This is a genomic window from Colwellia sp. 12G3, assembly GCF_002836775.1.
GTDB lineage: Bacteria > Pseudomonadota > Gammaproteobacteria > Enterobacterales > Alteromonadaceae > Colwellia.
Genome location: NZ_PJAQ01000017.1, coordinates 90,795 through 110,141 on the forward strand (window position 1 = coordinate 90,795; position 19,347 = coordinate 110,141).

12 protein-coding genes are annotated in these 19,347 nt (G+C 38.8%); 2 read left to right on the plus strand and 10 right to left on the minus strand.

The features are described 5' to 3' along the window. Positions 1-80: 80 nt before the first annotated feature. Positions 81-2,030: a BCCT family transporter gene (locus tag CXF71_RS05855; RefSeq protein ID WP_101232032.1), complete on the minus strand. Its 1,950-nt coding sequence runs from the start codon at positions 2,028-2,030 to the stop codon at positions 81-83. 216 nt (positions 2,031-2,246) lie between these two features. Here CXF71_RS05855 and CXF71_RS05860 point away from each other — a divergent pair, with 216 nt between their 5' ends. Both CXF71_RS05860 and CXF71_RS05865 read left to right on the plus strand, forming a co-directional pair. Next, positions 2,247-4,898 (plus strand): TonB-dependent receptor, encoded by a 2,652-nt coding sequence (locus CXF71_RS05860; protein WP_101232033.1) that lies wholly within the window; start codon positions 2,247-2,249, stop codon positions 4,896-4,898. Positions 4,899-5,018: 120 nt separating this feature from the next. After that, positions 5,019-7,028, plus strand: coding sequence for a tetratricopeptide repeat-containing sulfotransferase family protein (locus CXF71_RS05865; RefSeq protein ID WP_232771396.1), 2,010 nt, complete (start codon positions 5,019-5,021; stop codon positions 7,026-7,028). Between the two features lie 143 nt (positions 7,029-7,171). Here the strand turns inward: CXF71_RS05865 and CXF71_RS05870 are convergent, their stop codons facing one another. The 9 genes from CXF71_RS05870 to CXF71_RS05910 all read right to left on the minus strand — a co-directional run bounded on the left by CXF71_RS05870 (position 7,172) and on the right by CXF71_RS05910 (position 19,347). Further along, a complete protein-coding gene (locus CXF71_RS05870; protein WP_101232035.1) occupies positions 7,172-8,497 on the minus strand; it encodes an aspartate aminotransferase family protein in 1,326 nt (441 codons plus the stop codon). A gap of 232 nt (positions 8,498-8,729) precedes the next feature. Beyond that, positions 8,730-9,206, minus strand: a complete 477-nt coding sequence (locus CXF71_RS05875) for a MarR family winged helix-turn-helix transcriptional regulator (protein WP_101232036.1) — start codon at positions 9,204-9,206, stop codon at positions 8,730-8,732. A 478-nt stretch (positions 9,207-9,684) separates the two neighbouring features. Next, on the minus strand, positions 9,685-10,389 hold the full coding sequence (locus CXF71_RS05880) for a TorF family putative porin (protein ID WP_101232404.1): 705 nt from the start codon (positions 10,387-10,389) through the stop codon (positions 9,685-9,687). A 35-nt stretch (positions 10,390-10,424) separates the two neighbouring features. Continuing rightward, complete coding sequence (locus CXF71_RS05885) at positions 10,425-11,642, minus strand: choline transporter (protein WP_101232037.1); 1,218 nt, start codon at positions 11,640-11,642, stop codon at positions 10,425-10,427. Between the two features lie 273 nt (positions 11,643-11,915). Further along, positions 11,916-13,598 (minus strand): choline dehydrogenase, encoded by a 1,683-nt coding sequence (gene betA / locus CXF71_RS05890; RefSeq protein WP_101232038.1) that lies wholly within the window; start codon positions 13,596-13,598, stop codon positions 11,916-11,918. Positions 13,599-13,705: 107 nt separating this feature from the next. Next, on the minus strand, positions 13,706-15,169 hold the full coding sequence (gene betB, locus CXF71_RS05895) for a betaine-aldehyde dehydrogenase (RefSeq protein WP_101232039.1): 1,464 nt from the start codon (positions 15,167-15,169) through the stop codon (positions 13,706-13,708). Continuing rightward, the gene (gene betI, locus CXF71_RS05900) at positions 15,160-15,765 is read right to left on the minus strand and encodes a transcriptional regulator BetI (protein WP_101232040.1); all 606 of its coding nucleotides are present in this window, start codon (positions 15,763-15,765) and stop codon (positions 15,160-15,162) included. The genes betB and betI overlap by 10 nt, the downstream gene beginning before the upstream one ends. 1,041 nt (positions 15,766-16,806) lie before the next feature. Then, the gene (locus CXF71_RS05905) at positions 16,807-18,186 is read right to left on the minus strand and encodes an ATP-binding cassette domain-containing protein (RefSeq protein WP_101232041.1); all 1,380 of its coding nucleotides are present in this window, start codon (positions 18,184-18,186) and stop codon (positions 16,807-16,809) included. Between the two features lie 447 nt (positions 18,187-18,633). After that, complete coding sequence (locus tag CXF71_RS05910) at positions 18,634-19,347, minus strand: GNA1162 family protein (protein WP_101232042.1); 714 nt, start codon at positions 19,345-19,347, stop codon at positions 18,634-18,636.

Below are 19,347 nucleotides of genomic sequence, written 5' to 3' on the forward strand. Positions count from 1 at the left end.
TATCCCGAACAACCGTTAGAACAAAAGGCAATGAACGTCAGCCTTATCGGCAATACCAATAAAGCTGACGCTATTAACAATTAACGCAATAGATGTAAGAAGTGTAAATGTTTGTGGTATTGGTCAATAATATTATTGATCACCGCAGTTTTTGACCAGCCCATAATGTCATAATCCTGCCCCCCCTCAACCAAATGAACTTCTGCTCGATAGTAACTTTGCTCGTCGTCACTTTCTTCATTAACATAATCAGGTTGTGAATATTTACGAGCAAGTATTCTATATACAAAGGCTTGGTCATCACCGTGATCGACAATTAAGCTCAGGCCATTTTCATCTGAAATGGACACATTGATTTGATTTTCTCTTAGCTCTTTAGCCACTGAATCAAGTGCTGGTTCAACTGTTTGACTAATGAATTTATTGACATTTATCTTGTTTGGAAAATCAACCACGTTCTTTAATCTTATTTGCCAACTGTCATTATTCTCAGACCCTGAATGAGGTATGGCAGTTATTAACTGACTTTCTTGCTTAACGCCTTCAACTCTTAAGGCTTTAATCAGGCCAACAATAGCAAGTAGTAATACGATAGTAAAAGGTAAAGCACTCGCAATAGTCATGGTTTGCAGTGCACTAAGACCTCCCACCAACAATAATACTGCCGCAACTACGCCAATACCCACAGCCCAATAAACACGTTGCCATAACGGTGTGTCATTTCTGCCGTGTGAACAAAGCATATCAACCACCATAGCCCCTGAATCACACGATGTGACAAAAAATATCACTATCATTAATACGCTAAAGAATGAAAGTACTGTGGATAATGGAAAATTTTCAAGAAAGACAAATAATGCAACGGAAGAATCTTTGCTCACCATCTCACCTAAAGCAACCACCCCTTGGTTATGAACCAAATCAATGGCACTATTACCAAAAATAGTCATCCACAATAAAGTAAAAACTGTGGGTATCAGCATTACGCCTATGATGAATTCTCTAATGGTACGACCACGAGATATTCTAGCAATAAACAAACCCACAAAAGGTGCCCAAGCAAGCCACCATCCCCAATAAAATATTGTCCAACCACCTATCCAATCGGTTTTCTTGTAAGCAAATAAATTAAAGGTGTTATGGACTATATCGGCTAAGTAATCACCAATGTTTTGCAAGTAGGCCTGTAGTAAGAATACCGTTGGACCAAGCACAAAAATCAATAGTAATAAGATAACGGCTAGTACCATATTCGTTTCAGATAAGATTTTAATGCCTTTGTCCAACCCCGTCGCAACCGATATAACCGCAAGTGAAGTTATCACACACATAATAATTATTTGATTGGTGGTAGACACATCGATATCAAACAAGTAACCGAACCCAGCATTAACCTGTGAAGCACCTAAACCAAGAGAAGTAGCGACACCAAAAACGGTACTAACTACAGCAAAAACATCGACCAAATGCCCTGGCCATTTGTAAATCCGGTCACCAATTAATGGATATAAAGCAGAACGTAAAGTCAGGGGTAAATTGTGTCGATAACTAAAATACGCTAAGACTAAAGCAACTATGGCATAAATAGCCCAAGCATGAAGACCCCAGTGGAAAAATGTCATCTTCATCGCTTCTTGAACTGCAGCAACCGTACCTGTTTCCACTGTTGGAGGTGACAAATAGTGCATTAAAGGCTCTGCCACACCAAAGAACATTAAACCAATGCCCATACCTGCAGCAAATAGCATAGAAATCCAAGAGACTAATGAATAATCGGGCGTTGAATGATCTGGCCCTAAACGGATTTCTCCGTAGCGAGAGACGCCTAAGAAAATCACAAAGAAGAAAATAAATGCAACGGTAAGTACATAAAACCAGCTGCCATTCTCAATAATACTTGCCTGAACTACGCTAAACAACCCTTGTGCCTGTTTAGGTAATGCCGCGGTATAAAGTAAAAGCGCTATAATAATGGATGAGGCGCTAAAGAATACCTTTTTATTTAATTGACTCTTAACCGGTAAAGACAAATCATTCCCCTAAATTTAATTTCAGTTGATATTATATCTACTAAAACGATCCTACAAATAATAACACATTCCAATTAAATCTTCGATAAACACCACAATTTAATAAGGTTTTGATTAAAAAAGGATCTATTGTTAAGCTATGGCGAACAATAAAAACAATTAGAGTACTAATAATATCAATTCGAAACATAATTATAAATCCAAGGGATAAACAATATGAAATTCAATAAGCTGCATTTTGCTGTATTAACAGCTATAGCGGCATCAGGCTCTGCCTATGCCGAGGAAGCAAAAAAGCAAGAAAAAGCAAAAATAGAAATCATTGAAGTTACCGCAACTAAACGTAGTGAATCGATTCAAGAAGTTCCGGTTACCGTCACAGCAATAACAGGTGATAACTTAGAAACTCTTGGCGTTTCTAATTTTGACCAGTATGTCGAGTTTTTACCTAACGTTACTTTTCAGGGCACAGGTCCAGGTCAAAATGAAATTTATATTCGAGGCGCGGCTACTACACAAACCAGTATTGCCGTTTCATCGGTTCAAGCATTACAGCCCTCTGTGGCATTTTATTTAGACGAACAACCTGTATCAATGCAAGGGCGTAACTTAGATATTTACGCTACCGATGTTGAGCGTATTGAGGTTTTACCTGGACCACAAGGTACACTTTTTGGTGCTAGCTCTCAATCAGGTACGGTGCGCTTAATCACCAATAAACCACACCATGATGGATTCTCTGCCGGTTTTGATACCAGCACTAGTTCCACAACAGGCGGCGATATGAGTAATTCTGTTGAAGCTTATTTCAATATGTCTTTAACTGATTCTCTTGCCGTACGTGTTACTACCTACAACGACCATCAAGGCGGCTGGATAGATAATATATTAAATGTCCCCGGTGAAGGTGGTTACACCGGTAGTGCCGAAGTTATCAGTCGAATTTCTGGAGGTGCCTTAACAAATCCTGAAGATGTTCCTGTTACCGTGCCAAAAAATGATGCCTTAGTTGAGGATAATTTTAATACCGCCAACTATGCCGGTGCACGCTTTGGCTTAGCTTATATAATCAATAATGAATGGGATCTTTTAGTTCAACATACCCAACAATCTCTCGATACCGAGGGTGTGTTTGCTTATGATCCAAATCTTGAAGGTGAGTCATCAACCAATCGCTTTACACCAGAAAGCAACAATGATGATTTTGGTTTAACCACCTGGACATTAGAGGGTAGGCTTGAACATCTCGATATCGTTTATACCGGTGGCTATCTTGACAGAGACATCAATTCAACCATTGATTACACCGGTTACACTAATGGTGGTTTATATTCTGCTTATTATGTTTGTAACTATTCCGGTATTCCTGAAGCTGATCAAGAGTGTCTTGACCCAACTAAGTTTTATAAAGAACAGACCGACACATCACGAATGACCCATGAGTTTCGAGTAAACACTTCGGCTGAAAATCGCTGGCGCGTCACCGCCGGTGTTTTTTATGATTCGCAAGAATTATCAACCGTTGGGCAATTCAAAATAGCCAATACAGAAAAGTTCCCTGATTTACAAACAACCCTTAAAGGTAGTGAAGGTATTAACAGTAATGGGGGACCATTTCCATCTGAAGTGAGTTTCGTTAATGATGTTACCCATACCATTGATCAAATTGCCGTATTTGGTCAATTAGAGTTTGATATTACCGACACTGTCACCGCAAGTTTTGGTGCGCGTTGGTATCAAATTGATGATATTTATAAAGGCTCTACTTCAACAGTAGATGTTAGCGGTAGGTTAAGAGCCTTTGGTGATGGTAGTGATGCTGCCTTAACAGAATTCTTTGGTGCTGAAGAAGCAACGGCTATTCAAGCGGCTATTGCCAGTGGACAGTTAGAAACCAGCTTACTTGATAGTAATGGTACGCTCACTGTAGATGACACGATTATCAAAGCGTCGATTGATTGGCAAGTATCAAACGATATAATGCTATTCACCTCTTACTCTGAAGGTTTCAGGCCCCCAGTTACCAACCGGGTAGGCGGTGGCTCGGCGACAAACCAAGAAGGTGCCTTTGATGGGTTTCGTATCCCAGTGTACTCAACAACAGATAGTTTAGATAACGTTGAATTCGGATTTAAATCAACACTACTTGATCAAACCCTACGCTTAAATGCAACAGCCTATTATTCAAAAATATCAGATCTACAAACATCAAGATTTGATCCAACCAATATCAGTTTCTTAGTATTTACCGATAACGTTGGTGATGCTGAAATCAAAGGTATTGATGGTGATTTTACTTGGGTAGCAACTGACAATCTAATAATCTCGGGTGCATTTAGTTTTATTGATACTGAGTTAACCTCTGTCAATGACGAGCTTGCTGGCATTGCACCAACTATAGGTAGTCGCCTACCTTATTCAGCGGAGTTTTCCGGTAATTTACAAGCACAATATTTTCATCCTATTAGTAAAGATATGATCGGTTATATTAATGGCTCAATAAGTTATACCGGGGAAAGACTCGCTGGTATGACCATGGATGCTTATGTAGTTGAAGATGCCACTAATTTAATCTATGGCACAGGATCGGGTTTAAGTATTCAAAAAGAAGCTGACACTTATTCTGGGGTCAATTATCAAGACAGTAATGGACAAACATTTGCTGGTGGCCGTTATGTGCAAGATAGTTATATTTTGGCAAACTTAAGCTTTGGTGTGACTAACGAAGAATGGAAAGCCGAGATATTCATCGACAACTTAACTGATGAAAGCGCAATATTATATATTGATACTCAACAGTTTACGCCAAAAGTTGTTTCCAACAGACCACGCACCATTGGTTTTAGGTTCTCGTATGACTTTTACTAAGCACCTGTAAATTAGCAAAACCAAATAATGCCGTTTGATGTGTTTATCAAGCGGTATTTAATTGATAAGCTAAAACTGAATAATACTAATAACTCGCTATTTATCCATGGAGTCAAGTCATTGGACACAACACCCTTCCCTTCAATTGAAAAGCAATTAAAATCAATTCAACAGTTGATTCAAACGACAAAATTCAATGACGCTATTAAACAAAGTAAGCAACTATTAAAGAAGGTTTCCGAGCAGCAACATCAAATTGAACTCTGGTATTTACTCGCCGTTGCTCAACGTTATGCCAAAGACTATGCCAATGCCTTGAGCAGCATTAATGAATTACTTAAACTTGATCCGTCACACAGCCGAGCCAATCAAGAAAGCGGTTATATTAACCTTGCATTACAGAATCTTAAACAGTCAAAAATATCCTTCGAAAAAGCAGTAGCACTCAATCCAATTTTAGTCGCGAGTTGGCAAGAGCTCATTGAACTTTATCGACAAAAAAAACAAATGGCTGATGTGCAAAAATGTGCAAACCAATTGGCTAAACTCAAGAAATTACCTCCGGCTCTTCTGGCTGTAACTGAGTTACTGCATGAAGGTAAATTATTAAAGGCTGAACAAATTTGTCGCCACTTTTTACAAAATAATAAACGCCATGTCGATGGCATGTGTTTACTCGCTGAAATAGGTATTGAACTAAAAATTTATGACGATGCTGAATTTTTACTTGCCAGCGCCCTTGAGTTATCGCCTAACCATGTTCATGCACGCTCCCTGTATCTCAACCTACTTATCCGTTTAGGTAAATACAAAGCAGCAGAAGTGCAGGTTGACATATTACTTGTTGAACAACCCAACAATCTAAGCTTTAAAGTAGCCAAAGCCAATGTTTTAACCGGTTTAGGAGAAATAGATCAAGCCATTACTTTATTTGAGCAAGCTATTGCAAAAGATAGCCAAATTGCTGGTTTCCATCTACAGCTAGGACATGCACTTAAAACTAAAGGTGACATAGCGCAAGCGGTTGCAGCTTATCAAAAAGCCTATCAAATAAGCCCAAGTTTTGGTGATGCTTTTTGGAGTTTAGCTAATACTAAGACTTATCGTTTTAGCGATGCAGAAATAGCCAAAATGCAAGTACAGCAAGCTGATAAAGACTTAGCCTTAGTTGATAAAGTTCAGCTACATTTTGCTACTGGCAAAGCCTTTGAAGACAGACAAGAATATCACCAAGCCTTTCAAGCTTACCAACAAGGAAATGCATTACAGCATGCTCATAATGGTTTTGATATTAATAAAATCGAACAACAGATAACAGAACAAATTAGCTACTGTACACGAGAGTTGTTTGAAAACCGTGGACATTTAGGACTTAATTCGCCAGATCCTATTTTTATTGTCGGCCTGCCTAGAGCGGGCTCTACTTTGCTTGAGCAAATACTTGCCTCTCACAGTCAAGTTGACGGCACGATGGAATTGCATAATATTTTGGGTTTAGCCGCTCGATTACGAGGGAATAGTAACAATCAAAGTAATGATAAAAGTAATAAAGCAGGCCAATACCCCAAAAATTTAAATGAGATTAATCCCGATTATTTTAAACGTTTTGGTCAACAGTTTATTGATGACACTCAGGTATACCGAGAGCAAGCACCACTATTTATTGATAAAATGCCCAACAACTTCCTCCACATAGGTTTGATCCGGTTAATCCTGCCAAATGCTAAGATTATTGATGCAAGGCGCTCACCTATGGCTTGTTGCTTTAGTGGTTTTAAACAGTTGTTTGCCGAAGGACAAGATTTTAGCTACAACCTTGAAGACATTGGCCACTATTACCAAGCTTATTTAAAGTTAATGTCGCATTGGGATGATGTTTTACCGGGTTATGTTTTAACCGTCAACCATGAAGATGTTGTTGATGACTTGGAAACACAGGTGCGAAGAATACTTGATTTTTGTGGTTTAGAATTTGAACAATCGTGTCTTGATTTTCATAAAACTAAACGTAATATTAAAACACCCAGTTCAGAGCAAGTTAGGCAACCAATTTATAAAAGCGCCACTGAACAATGGCGCCACTTTGAACAGTATTTAGCCCCATTGAAAAAGTGTGTAAACATAGATTAAGCTAATACCTAAAGAACTAACTATTGAATCCAACTAAAACGAAGTTGGATTCAAATTAATAAAAAGCAGTATTTAATGACTAGGTGCCTATTGCAAAAGGCCCAGGGACGTTAACTACACTGGCATGATAGATATTGGTTCGCTTATTTTACGTTAATAGCATCAGCCATTGATTGCTCAGCAACTTGCTCCAACCACTTAAGATCGACTGTTTGATGAGCTTCACAGATAAACCAAGGTTCACGCGAATCTGGCTCTAACATCACACCATTATCGATTAAGTTAAGAGCGAATTGCGTGTAAAGATCACTATTGGTCTGTTTCCAGTCACGATAATTCTGCGGTACTTTACTACCAAAGTGCACACCAAACATTGCATCAGGGCCAGCAAAACAATGTTCAACACCAAATTTAGTAAAAACACGGGAAAGCACTACTTGAATTTCTTTACCCACACGGGCAATAGTTTCCAGGGCATCAGTTTCTTTAAGTACTGTTAACGTGGCTTTGGCTGCACTTAAGGCAACCATGTTAGCCGTATAAGTACCGCCGTGGGTAACGCCGTCTTTAGCAAAAGAAATAGTGTCCATCACTTCTGCTCTGCCGCCAAAAGCAGCAACAGGGTAACCGTTCCCCATGGCCTTAGCATACGTTGTTAAATCGGCATAAATGCCATACAGCGATTGTGCGCCGCCTTTAGCGACACGAAAACCAGTTTTTACTTCATCCATGATCAACAATGCCCCCTTGTTATCACAAACGTCACGTAATTTTTGCATATAGGCTTGGGTTGAGGCAATTGAGCCACAGTTGCCCATAATTGGCTCTATTAATATGGCGGCAATATCATCGCCATACTTTGCAAATACAGCATCTATCGCATCTAAATCATTCAGTGGTACGCTAACTTGATGTTCGCGCGTACTTTCTGGGATCCCGCCACCAAAAGGCACTATTTCAGGGTCTTCTTGCGTGCTAGCATCCCAGTTATCAACATCTGATTTCCACATAACTTCATCGTGCAAGCCATGAAAACCACCTTCAACAACAACAATTTTATTGCGTTTGGTAAAACCACGTGCCGTGCGCACTGCGCCAATAACCGCTTCAGTACCTGAATTGGAGAAGCGCATTTTGTCGATATTAGGACAGAGTGATTTGACCAATTCAACCACATCAGAATCTAGACCGGTCGAAAAACCAGAAATACTACCCACCTGAGTTATCGCGTTAATCACTTCGTTATCAACACGCTCATCACGATAGCCCAAAATAATAGGGCCATAAGCTAAACGAAAATCAACAAATGTTTGCTCGTCACAGTCGGTGATAGTGCAGCCTTTCATGCTGCTTAAAAAAACGGTATTTTCTTCACCCCAGTAACGATAGCTATCAGCCACGCCTAACGGCATATTATTAACAGCTCTTTTAAACAGTGCGTTGCTATTTGGTTTGTTTTTCTTCGTCATGAGGGATCCTATATCTTAATAAATTATTTTTAATCATAGCTGTAAATTTAAGTGCCGTGACTTAATTGCGGCGATAATACAGCGCTAATGCGATGACAGGAAGCGCTATGCGCATTTTTTGCAGGTAGGATGGCTAAAATAGCCAATCCTCTATTAATTAGCACAAAAATTCACCACCGGTGAATTGTTATAATAGAAAGATGTCGACAGTTACCCTGCTTATAGCAGCTAATTACTGTCCTTCTTGGATCTGTCCAACAATAAGTACTGGCGCAGCATCTAGCTCTTCAGCATCCATCATAGAAGCAATACGTTCAACTGATGATAATAGCTGACTTTGATCCCAAGATTCTAGTGCCTGATAACGCTTGATAAAATGTTCTTGCAGCGGTTTAGGCGCACCTTGCAGTAAAACGACTCCAGTAGCAGAGAGATATAGCTCAACTTTGCGTTTATCTAACTGACTTCGCTTTCGTATTACTAATTCTTTTGCTTCCAAGCGGTCTATGATACTGGTAACTGTCGCTGGGCTAAGGGTAATTTCTTGAGCTACTTGCTTTGCCATTGGCGCATCTAACTGAGCAATTTTGGTCATGACCATCAGCTGAGGACCCGTTAATCCTGACATTTTATTGAGCTGTTTAGAATGTATATCTATTGCGCGGATCACTTGACGTAATGAAATTAAAAGCTGATCGTATTTTTCCATATTTATCTACTCATTTAGTCCCTGAAAATTCAGCGACTATTTATATTTACCCATTACCAATCAAGATACATGTTTCAGAATGCTTGAGCAATTTCAAATCAAGGCGCTGTGATGAAATAATGGTTATTCCATTGTAAATCACAGCAACGAAGAAGTGATTTTATACCAATTACATTAATTAAGTGACCTATTTTATACGTAGGAAAAAGTGATAAGTACAAGGCATTTTTTTAACTAACTAGTTGTTCTAATTATTAAATAAATAACGCAGTAATTATTACTTTTAACAAGTAGAAATGATCACTTAGTTTGTGTGATTGGTATTACTCAAGAACTTCTGCGATGGGTTTAAAAGCTCTTTATACAGCGTTAATGAATCAAAGCATAGAATAACTATGCTTAAATTAATTAACTTGCCTAAAGTGATTTTAATTCCCACTGAAATCATGCACTTTTAATGGTAACGGGTATCAGTAGATTAAAAACTAAATGTATGAGATACCGATAGCACTACACGAGCATCAGCCGCATCAAAATCCATAGTCGTGTTTTCAAAGGCAAGATCAAAATCAAAGCTTTTCCAACTGGTCATGTATTCAACACGATAATGGTTATAGGCATCTTTACCATCCCACGCCCATTTATTTTCATCTGCTGAAGTTGAACGATCGAAAGTCACTTTAATGTTGTGCCCTGGTGATACTTCTACAGTATGCGCAATCATGGCAATGTAATGATTTACATCTAAACCAAAATAATCCCAGCTGTACCAGAAGTTTACTTCACTATCACCCAGTGATGAACTGTAACCAAATTTGGCATAAGCTTCAGGGTAGTTGTAAGTATCAGAAGCAGAATCACCATGATAGGTATAGTAGGCGATACCTGCATCTAGACCGATTTTTTCATTCAACTGAAAATATTGACCTACATAAGCATCCCACTCTATATTGGTGTCTTCACCTGAGCCAAAATCAACATTAGAAGCCCAAGTTCCGGCATAAAATCCGCTATCTGCCGCATAATCCAAGCTCCCTTGTAGCGCGGGATCATTACCTGTTTGGCTAACACCGTTGAAGGTGTAGTCAGAAGCTACGTTAACCGTTGCCGATACATCCGCTAAAGCACCAGTAGAAAGTGTTAGTAAACAAGTTGTTGCTACTGCAATTATAGTTTTATTCATTATTTGTGTACTCATTAAATTCTTTATGTATTAGTTTAGTTTATTAGTTCAATTTTGTTAAAATCGATTTTATTTTCTTTTGGTGAGCACTCTATCTCACTGACTTCTTTAAACTTTGTCAATAATATATAACCAAAACAAGTAAAAAACAGTCCGATAACTACGGCGCCAACCCATTGGATCTGTAAGAAATCCAATTTAAATAACAGTGTAAGTAAGCTCAATGCAATGATATTGCCCAAAAAGTATTTAACTTTTCCAACGCGATCTACACTTAAATTTAAGTTATCCGTGTATAAGCGAATCAATGAATCAAGCGAGTTGATCACAAAGGTAACACCAACAATAGCCATCATTATATTATAAAAACCAGCCGTTTCCAGACCGTTAACACTGTAGTAATACAACACCGTAAACCATATTGCGATGGGGATTGATGGGAATATCAACATAGCCGCCAACACCTGATAAGTCCGTAAACCACCAACAAAACGGGCCGTAAACTGACCAATCATAATACTCCAAGCAAACCACCAGTATAGGTAGAACTCATGGTAATCATTTAACGGTAGAACGAATTCGTGGATATTTCCAAAATAACCGCCAAGTAACGAAAGCGTACTGGCAAATTCACCGATACTTGATCCTTCGACAAGAAAAGCACCACTCCACATCACCGCAATCAAACCAATAAACAACCAAGTAGTCGCTAGGCTAAGCAAACGTACATAACGTATGCTAGTACTTGAATAGACAGCAGCGGCAATAACTACAAAAACAATCAGATAGAAACTACCAATAATTGATTCACCATCGCCAAGCTCAGGTATATACCACGGCAAATTGGTAAGCAATAAATACGCGGTAAAGGCGCAAGTTCCTATGATAACCACATTGTTAATCAACTTAATCAAAGGTATTTGAAAAAACTGTACACGTGGCTCAATAACGCAGAAGTAAAAACACGTTAGAAAATAGAATCCCCAAATAAGAAAAGCCCAGAAGCCAAACTCAATAGATAACGCATTAGTGAAGCCATACTCAGGACTTGCCACTAAATCGGCATAACCGGCAAATTCAGTTAACGGAAACATGATAAGTCCTACATCAAGGCCTGATGTGAACAAAATAGCAATAAAGGTAAATGTTTTAACGGGTGTTACACCCACACAGCGAATATTTCCCCAGCGATATAACACAAAGGCAATGGCAGCAAAGGTAAATAAAATCCCTGCAGATAACCAAGCGGTCATAACTGACCCCCAGTGATGGTTTTAATAAATGTAAACACGTATTACTCCTCTTTCTTTATTGTATACCCGTTACCATTCAAGATGCATGCTTCAGACTGCACTTTGAATGGTAACCGGTATTGTTAGAGCACTCGGTATTACCTCAAGTATTAGTGAATTAATTCACTGATACTTGAGGCTTCAAATTTTGATTATCGTCACCATATAACTTGGTTGATAACGATAATTAACGCCTGAAAGAGTACTCACGATTAAACAGTTGGTAGCTAATTTTTATATTTTTCTTTTTGGCTCATTCGCACGTTGTTGCAGCTGCCAGTTAGGCGAAATCTTAACGTCAGCTTGAGATGGTGCCAGTGTTTCACGACCTAAAATAAGATCAGACGCTCGTTCAGCAACCATTATCGTCGGCGCATTAAGATTACCATTAGGAATGGTTGGGAAAATAGACGAGTCGACAACTCGTAATCCCTCAATGCCATGTACTTTAGTGTCCGAGTCAACAACAGCCATTTCATCGGTGCCCATTTTGCATGAGCAAGATGGATGATAAGCACTCTCAACAGATTGGCGAACAAAGGCATCAATTTCTTCATCACTTTGTACATCAATACCTGGCTGAATTTCTTCGCCTCGATAATCATCAAGTGCACTTTGGTGAATAATTTCTCGAGTTAAACGCACACAAGCACGGAAACCTTCTCTGTCTGCTTCGTGCTCAAGATAATTAAACCGAATTTGTGGGTGTGCTTTAGGATCGCTTGATATAGCTTTAACAAAACCGCGACTTTTAGGTTTATTGTGGCCAATATGCACCTGAAAACCATGACCAGCAAAGGCCTCTTTACCATCGTAACGCATTGCTGCTGGTAAAAAATGGTATTGTAAATCTGGCCATTCAACATTTGCTTTAGAGCGAATAAAACCACAAGATTCAAAGTGATTGGTCGCGCCCAAGCCTTTTTTAGTAAAGAACCAGCGACTGCCAATCAAAAATTTGTTCCACAAGCCTAGCTGACCATTGAGTGATATGGGTTGTTTACATTTAAACTGGAAGTAAAATTCTAAATGGTCTTGTAAGTTTTGACCTACGCCAGCCAAATCATGTTTAACCTCAATACCCGCCTCTTCAAGCTCCTTTTTAGGACCTATACCTGATAGCTGTAAAAGATGAGGTGAGCCAATAGGCCCTGCCGATAAAACAACTTCTTTCTCAACACTTACGTCAAAAATTTTACCTTTGCGTTCATAACGTATACCAACAGTTTTTTTACCTTCTAGCAGTACTTTATGAACCAAAGCATGGGTTATTACCGTTAAATTGCTACGCGTCATTGCTGGGCGAAGATAGGCATTCGCCGTAGAGCAACGCACACCGTTTTTAACGGTCATATGCATAGGGCCAAAACCTTCTTGTGCGGCAGCATTATAATCATCAGTGGCAAAATAACCGGCTTCAACACCTGCATCAACAAACGCTTGATACAATGGGTTTTGCATTTCATTGCCGTTATTTACCCCTAATGGCCCGCTTTTACCTCGGTATTCATTACCGTCGAAAGCCCAGGTTTCTGCTTTTTTAAAGTAGGGTAAGCAATGAGCGTAATCCCAGTTTTTAGCGCCATGTTGCTGCCATTCATCAAAATCTCTCGCATGACCACGGACATAAACCATGCCATTAATCGATGAAGACCCGCCTAAAACTTTGCCTCTAGGACAATGCATACGACGTTCATCAAGATGCGGTTCAGGTTGGGTTTCAAACTGCCAAGCATACTTCTTGGTATTCATCGGAATTGACAGTGCCGTTGGCATTTGTATAAAAATACTTTTATCACTGCCGCCAGTTTCAAGTAACAATACGCTATTATTACTGTCTTCACTTAAACGGTTAGCTAGTACACAGCCTGCAGAGCCGGCACCAACAATAATGTAATCAAATTTTTTATTTTTCATGTAAAACTCTTATCTGTTACTTTTCTTGCTGCATTTATTAGGAGAAGTTCACACGTTATAAACTATTCACAGCATAGTTTATGGGGAACACCCATTATTACAGACCTTTAAAAAGGGCTTTCAAGTGGCTGTAGACCAACATATACGGATTTAATTTGAGTGTAATGGTTAAGGGTGACAAGACCATTTTCACGACCGATACCTGATTGCTTATAACCGCCAACAGGCATTTGCGCAGGTGATGCGCCAAAGCTGTTTATCCAGCAAATCCCGGCTTCCATCTGATGAATAACACGATGAGCACGGGTAATGTCTTGGGTAAATACACCCGCTGCTAAGCCAAATTCAGTAGCATTGGCTCTAGTCACCACTTCCTCTTCATTGTTAAATGTTAGCACCGACATAACAGGACCGAAAATTTCTTCACGGCAAATGGTCATATCATCAGTACAATCTGAAAAAATAGTTGGCGCGACAAAATAGCCATTAGCTGCATTTTCAGGTTGCAGCGCTGTACCACCATGAAGCAGTGTAGCGCCCTCGTTAATGCCAATATTGATATAATCTAATACCAGATTAAAGTGTTTTAACGAAATGAGTGCACCAAAATTAGTCTCTGGATCCATAGGATCTCCAACAATAATATTTTGACGAGTACGCTCGAGTAATTTATCAATAAATAGTGGATAGACAGATTCTTGCACGAATACACGTGTGCCATTGGTACAAACCTCACCCTGAGTATAAAAATTACCTAACATGGCGGCAGAAACAGCATTGTCGATATCGGCATCATCAAAAATTATAAGTGGTGATTTTCCGCCAAGCTCCATGGTGACATCTTTAAGCGTAGTGGCAGCACCTGCCATTACTTTTTTACCAGTACCCACTTCACCAGTAAAAGACACTTTAGCAATTTCGGTATGATGAGTTAACCAAGACCCCACTTCGCCTGCACCCTGAACAACATTAAATACGCCATCAGGAATACCTGCTTCGGTAAAAATCTCAGCGAGTTTTAATGCCCCTAACGGTGTTTCTTCTGAGGGTTTGAAAATCATTGAGTTACCACACGCTAACGCTGGTGCTGCTTTCCAACAGGCTATCTGCAGTGGATAATTCCAAGCACCAATACCTGCGCAAATACCTAGCGCTTCACGACGAGTATAGTAAAAGTCACCATCAACTTGCTGTTGATTACCTTCGATACCAGGCGCTAAACCCGCAAAAAACTCGATAGAATCAGCGCCCGACTCTACATCAACTACTGAGGCTTCTTGCCATGGTTTACCCGTATCAAGTACCTCAATTTTTGCCAGTTCATCATTGCGTTCGCGCAACAAGGTTACTGCTTTAAGTAAAATTCGGCTGCGCTGTGTGGCGCTCATTGCAGACCAAGTAGCAAAACCACGATGGGCACTTGCTATCGTCTCTTGTTTAATTTTTTCATCGGCAACTTCTACTTGATAGATTACTTTGCCCGTTGCTGGATTAATCACATCGAATGTTTCACCACTGCCATTCGCCATGTAGGCGCCATCGACAAAGTTTTTATAACGTATTAACGACAATTGAACTCTCCGAACTGCTTAAGTAGATCATTTATAAATTTTTTACATAATTGTTCGGCCTGCTCAAATTCTTCCTCAGGCCTTGGACTCAATGCACTACGTAACCAAAAACCATCAATCATCGCAGCGGTTTGCTTAGACGCTATAACGGCTAAATCTTCCGTTAATAATTGACGAAATGAAAACAGTAAGTTGCTGTATAAACGTTTGCTGTTGATATGTTGCAACCTCGCTAATCCGGGTTGGTGCATAGATTGCGCCCAGAAGCTAAGCCAAGTTTTTGTTGCTGGCGCTGAACGTTGTAATTGTGTGAAGTTTGCCTCAATGATCATTTCAAGTCGTTCAGTCGAACTCAAGTTGCTCTGACTGATACGCTCAAGTAGTGCTGCTTTCAATTGATCCAGTAAATGTTTAACCGTCGCTTCAACTAACTCCTGTTTACCACCAAAATAATGACTAATGATGCCTGACGATAATCCAGCAATCCTGCTAATGGTAATAATGGTGGTGTTTTGTAAACCGTATTGCGCCACAGATTCTAAAGTAGCGTTAATTAATTGTTGTTTGCGTAGGGGTTTCATTCCAACTTTTGGCATTAACTTCTCAAATTCTTTTTTAATTGAACGTTCAATTAATTATAATACTAACTATTTTCACTAAAAATATCAAGTCACAAAAATTAGTAGAAGATCCAATAGTGTCTAAAAACAGCTACAAGGAACGTAAAACCATGTATTGACGACGCAATAAAAATACACAGCCCAAAACATAAGATTCGTATTCAAACTATCTTTATTAGGTTTTATTGATGTATTAAATAATGAATAAACCAGTGAAAACAATTAGGTATAAATGAGGATTTATAAAATTAAAATGAGGTAATCACTGCAGTTTCAAATACCATCAGGCAACACAGCGTTGGTGCTTTTTTATTGTCTGAAACTAACCTAAGTTAATTAAATAATTTTACAAAAACCACTTGATAGTAAGTTATGCTTTGGTTAAACGACAAGAGCTAGCGATAGCTAAATACGCTAGTCAAGTAAGAGCCAAGCAGTATATAAAGGCTTTATTGGTATCGGGGTTATTCGCGGATCACTGAATAAAAATAATCTTTTAAAGCATCAAAAAATGAAAGAGTGCGCTGTGTAATGAACTTTCGATTAGGGTAAATAACCTGAACTTCGGATAAGCGAATTTGCCCAATAACGCTATTTAATCGCCTATCAGCGTTATTTTTACTCCCAATAACCAGTTATTGGTTTGTAAAAATATCTTAATAGACACTTAAATTTCGTCACTGGAACTTTAAGTTAATTTGTTCACCTAACTTCAATAAGTTACAAAACTCTTATCCAAACCTCAGGTTAAATAACATAAAGATTAGCCCTCGGACTGGTTCAATCACCAATAGATACTTGCTTAATTGACGTTATTGTTTTGACGAAAGTTCTTAGTTACCCGTGGTTATACCGGCTATCCCAATTATTCAGAGCAGATTTTTCTTGAAGCAGAAAACAATAAAACACATGTAAGTAGGGGATCTTTCGATCCCCTACTTACATGCTAGATGAGATTAATTTTAGTGGGGAACAATCAAATACCATTGTGATAATAAGCTTTTATAAAGAGCAAACTTACAGCTTTATATGTTGCTTAAATATTGGCAGGTACTCATCTTTACGGTGACTAACAAGTAACATAGTACTATGTTTTTGTTCGGATAAGTGTTCTAAAAAATTAAGCACTCTATGACGATTAAGTTCATCTAAACCTTGTGTCGGCTCATCTAAAATCAATAAATAGGGAGATTTAACTAAGGCTCTAGCGATTAAAGCTAAACGTTGTTCTCCATAACTTAAACTTCGAAAAGAACTATGTTGTTGCGCCAATAAACCTATTTTGTCTAGCCATTGTCGAGCTATTTCTATTTTATGCTGTTCTGGTTGTTGATACAGCCCAATAGAGTCATAAAAACCAGAAAGTACTACCGTTAACAAGTCACCGTTTACTCGGTATTGTCGGTGTAATTCAGCACTGACAATACCCATGTCTTTCTTAAGTTCCCAAATGCTTTCACCTGAACCTCTTTTATAGCCTAAAACATGAATGTCATTGCTATAACATTGAGTGCAATCCCCGGTAATTAACTGCATTAACGTCGACTTGCCACTGCCATTTGGACCGGTAATCAGGGTGTGCTGCAAGGGTTTGATGTAAACATCTAAATCTTCAAAAACGTTCACGCCCTTGTACTGAACTTTACCCTTAATCAGCTTTACTAAATAAGGGTGCTTATAGTCACACAACTCTTGCAGGTTAGTGGGCCAACTAACCTCATCAAGCACGGGTGCTAATAATGCATCAAGTTGTCGCTTAGTTTCATCATTGTCTAGCTTACCGACAACATCAAGCTGTCCTCGTTCAATCAAGGCAATATTGTTGCACCATGCGGGGATATCTTGTCGATTATTTAGCATCAGTAACACATTAATACCTGTTTTCGATAACCGCTCTAGGGCATTTGACAAGGCTAAACAAGACGCTTCATCTAAGCTATCAAACGGGTTGTCGCATACCAAAAGCTCTACGCCATTAAATATTGCTTGTAAGATTAAGAGCTTTCTTCCCTCACCTGTACTTAACTGTCGATAACCACTTTCAAGCCGATGGCTTAAACCAAACTCGCTTATCAGAATATCATTGAGCTTACCTTTGGGTAAAAAGTCTTTAGCTTTAGTCCCACTATCATTGTCATTACTATTACCGGAAGCATCAATTTTTAATTCATTTTCATAAACGTCTTGTTGGCTTTCAAAAGAAACCATCCCAACGTTATCTACGTGAGGTATTTTAAAGTCACCTATTGAGTCTGGCTGTAAAGTTCCGGTTAAAAGCTGATCAAGGTATTGTTTACCAGCACCATTTCGGCCCAAAATACACCAGCTTTCATTTTCAAGTACTTGCCAGTTCTTAATCGCTAACTTGGCATGTTCAAAATTTGTAATGTTTATCATAGAATTGTTTAGCTTCATTGCAGAGGTAAGGAGATTGTTTGATTAATCGCATAAATATAATGAGTTAGGTTATGGTAACCTTGCTTTATATACGCTATCAACAGCTTTATTTTATTCGACCAATGTTTTGTCTACCTAGGATCAACATAGCCATTTAATAACTAAGTCAGCAATAAGCTTCACAGAATTGAAGTCAAAAGCTTGAATTTACATATAAGTAGTACATCATCTTCAATAGTACATAACCGTTACCAATAGTGCTGCATATTTTAGCGTTTGAGAGTCATTTTATTTTAGCTGCTGGAATTACATTGCTGGGTTTTAAGTTATGAGTTATGGAGAAGGTAAGAAGTGAAATAAAGTGGCACCCACTGTAATTTTTATGTTTACTCTAATTAATACAGTGAACTTGTCGCACGACGACAAATCCACTGATATTAATTTAATCTATTCAGTTGCTGTTTTATTTGAATCAGCTGTGTTGCTTTGTTTTAACAATTTAACTTGTTGATCTTTCATATACATAGGATGATATGGCCCAACAGGCATACTACCGATAAATCGACCATTTGCTTGTTTAGCATAGGTAGTATAATCCGCTGCTGCGGTATTAATTGCTGTTGCTATTGCACTAACGAGTAGACCAGCTAATCCTCCACCACCATTTACGGACAAATCTACGACAACCGTACCATTGTATTGCCATAAAACTTCAGAGGTTTTGGTTGATTTTATCTCTGCACTGATCGAAACAGTTAGTGTTGAGGCTAAAACAGTATATGACGTATCCCAACTAACGATTTTTGTAAATAGTACGGCATCAGCACCAAAATAGTCATGAAACTTATTTAGCGGTACATCATACACTAGCTCACTATCATAAATGCCTTGCTGTCTTAATACATCAGCAGTTAGTTGATAAGGAAAGGTATAATAACCATGCAGAGCAATAGGCATTTCCACAGTCGTTGAATAATAATCTTTTGCTTCAGCATCGGTACTTAAGTTAATTGGTGGCATAACAAGTAATGAACGAGGCTTTTCTTGGTACATTTTAGGGAATTCTTCACCCTTTGTTACGTACGTTGGTGCAACACAACCGCTAAGAATCAGTATAGATAGAGTTAATAGTAAAGTTTTTGTTTTTTTAATGACATTCAT

What these genes read in the sequence shown, in the direction of transcription:
- CXF71_RS05860 (WP_101232033.1), top strand. Translation starts at nt 2,247, where the DNA reads ATGAAATTCAATAAGCTGCATTTTGCTGTATTAACAGCTATAGCGGCA.
- CXF71_RS05870 (WP_101232035.1), bottom strand. Translation starts at nt 8,497, where the DNA reads ATGACGAAGAAAAACAAACCAAATAGCAACGCACTGTTTAAAAGAGCT.
- CXF71_RS05875 (WP_101232036.1), bottom strand. Translation starts at nt 9,206, where the DNA reads ATGGAAAAATACGATCAGCTTTTAATTTCATTACGTCAAGTGATCCGC.
- CXF71_RS05880 (WP_101232404.1), bottom strand. Translation starts at nt 10,389, where the DNA reads ATGAATAAAACTATAATTGCAGTAGCAACAACTTGTTTACTAACACTT.
- CXF71_RS05885 (WP_101232037.1), bottom strand. Translation starts at nt 11,642, where the DNA reads ATGACCGCTTGGTTATCTGCAGGGATTTTATTTACCTTTGCTGCCATT.
- betA (WP_101232038.1), bottom strand. Translation starts at nt 13,598, where the DNA reads ATGAAAAATAAAAAATTTGATTACATTATTGTTGGTGCCGGCTCTGCA.
- betI (WP_101232040.1), bottom strand. Translation starts at nt 15,765, where the DNA reads ATGCCAAAAGTTGGAATGAAACCCCTACGCAAACAACAATTAATTAAC.
- CXF71_RS05905 (WP_101232041.1), bottom strand. Translation starts at nt 18,186, where the DNA reads ATGATAAACATTACAAATTTTGAACATGCCAAGTTAGCGATTAAGAAC.
- CXF71_RS05910 (WP_101232042.1), bottom strand. Translation starts at nt 19,347, where the DNA reads ATGAATGTCATTAAAAAAACAAAAACTTTACTATTAACTCTATCTATA.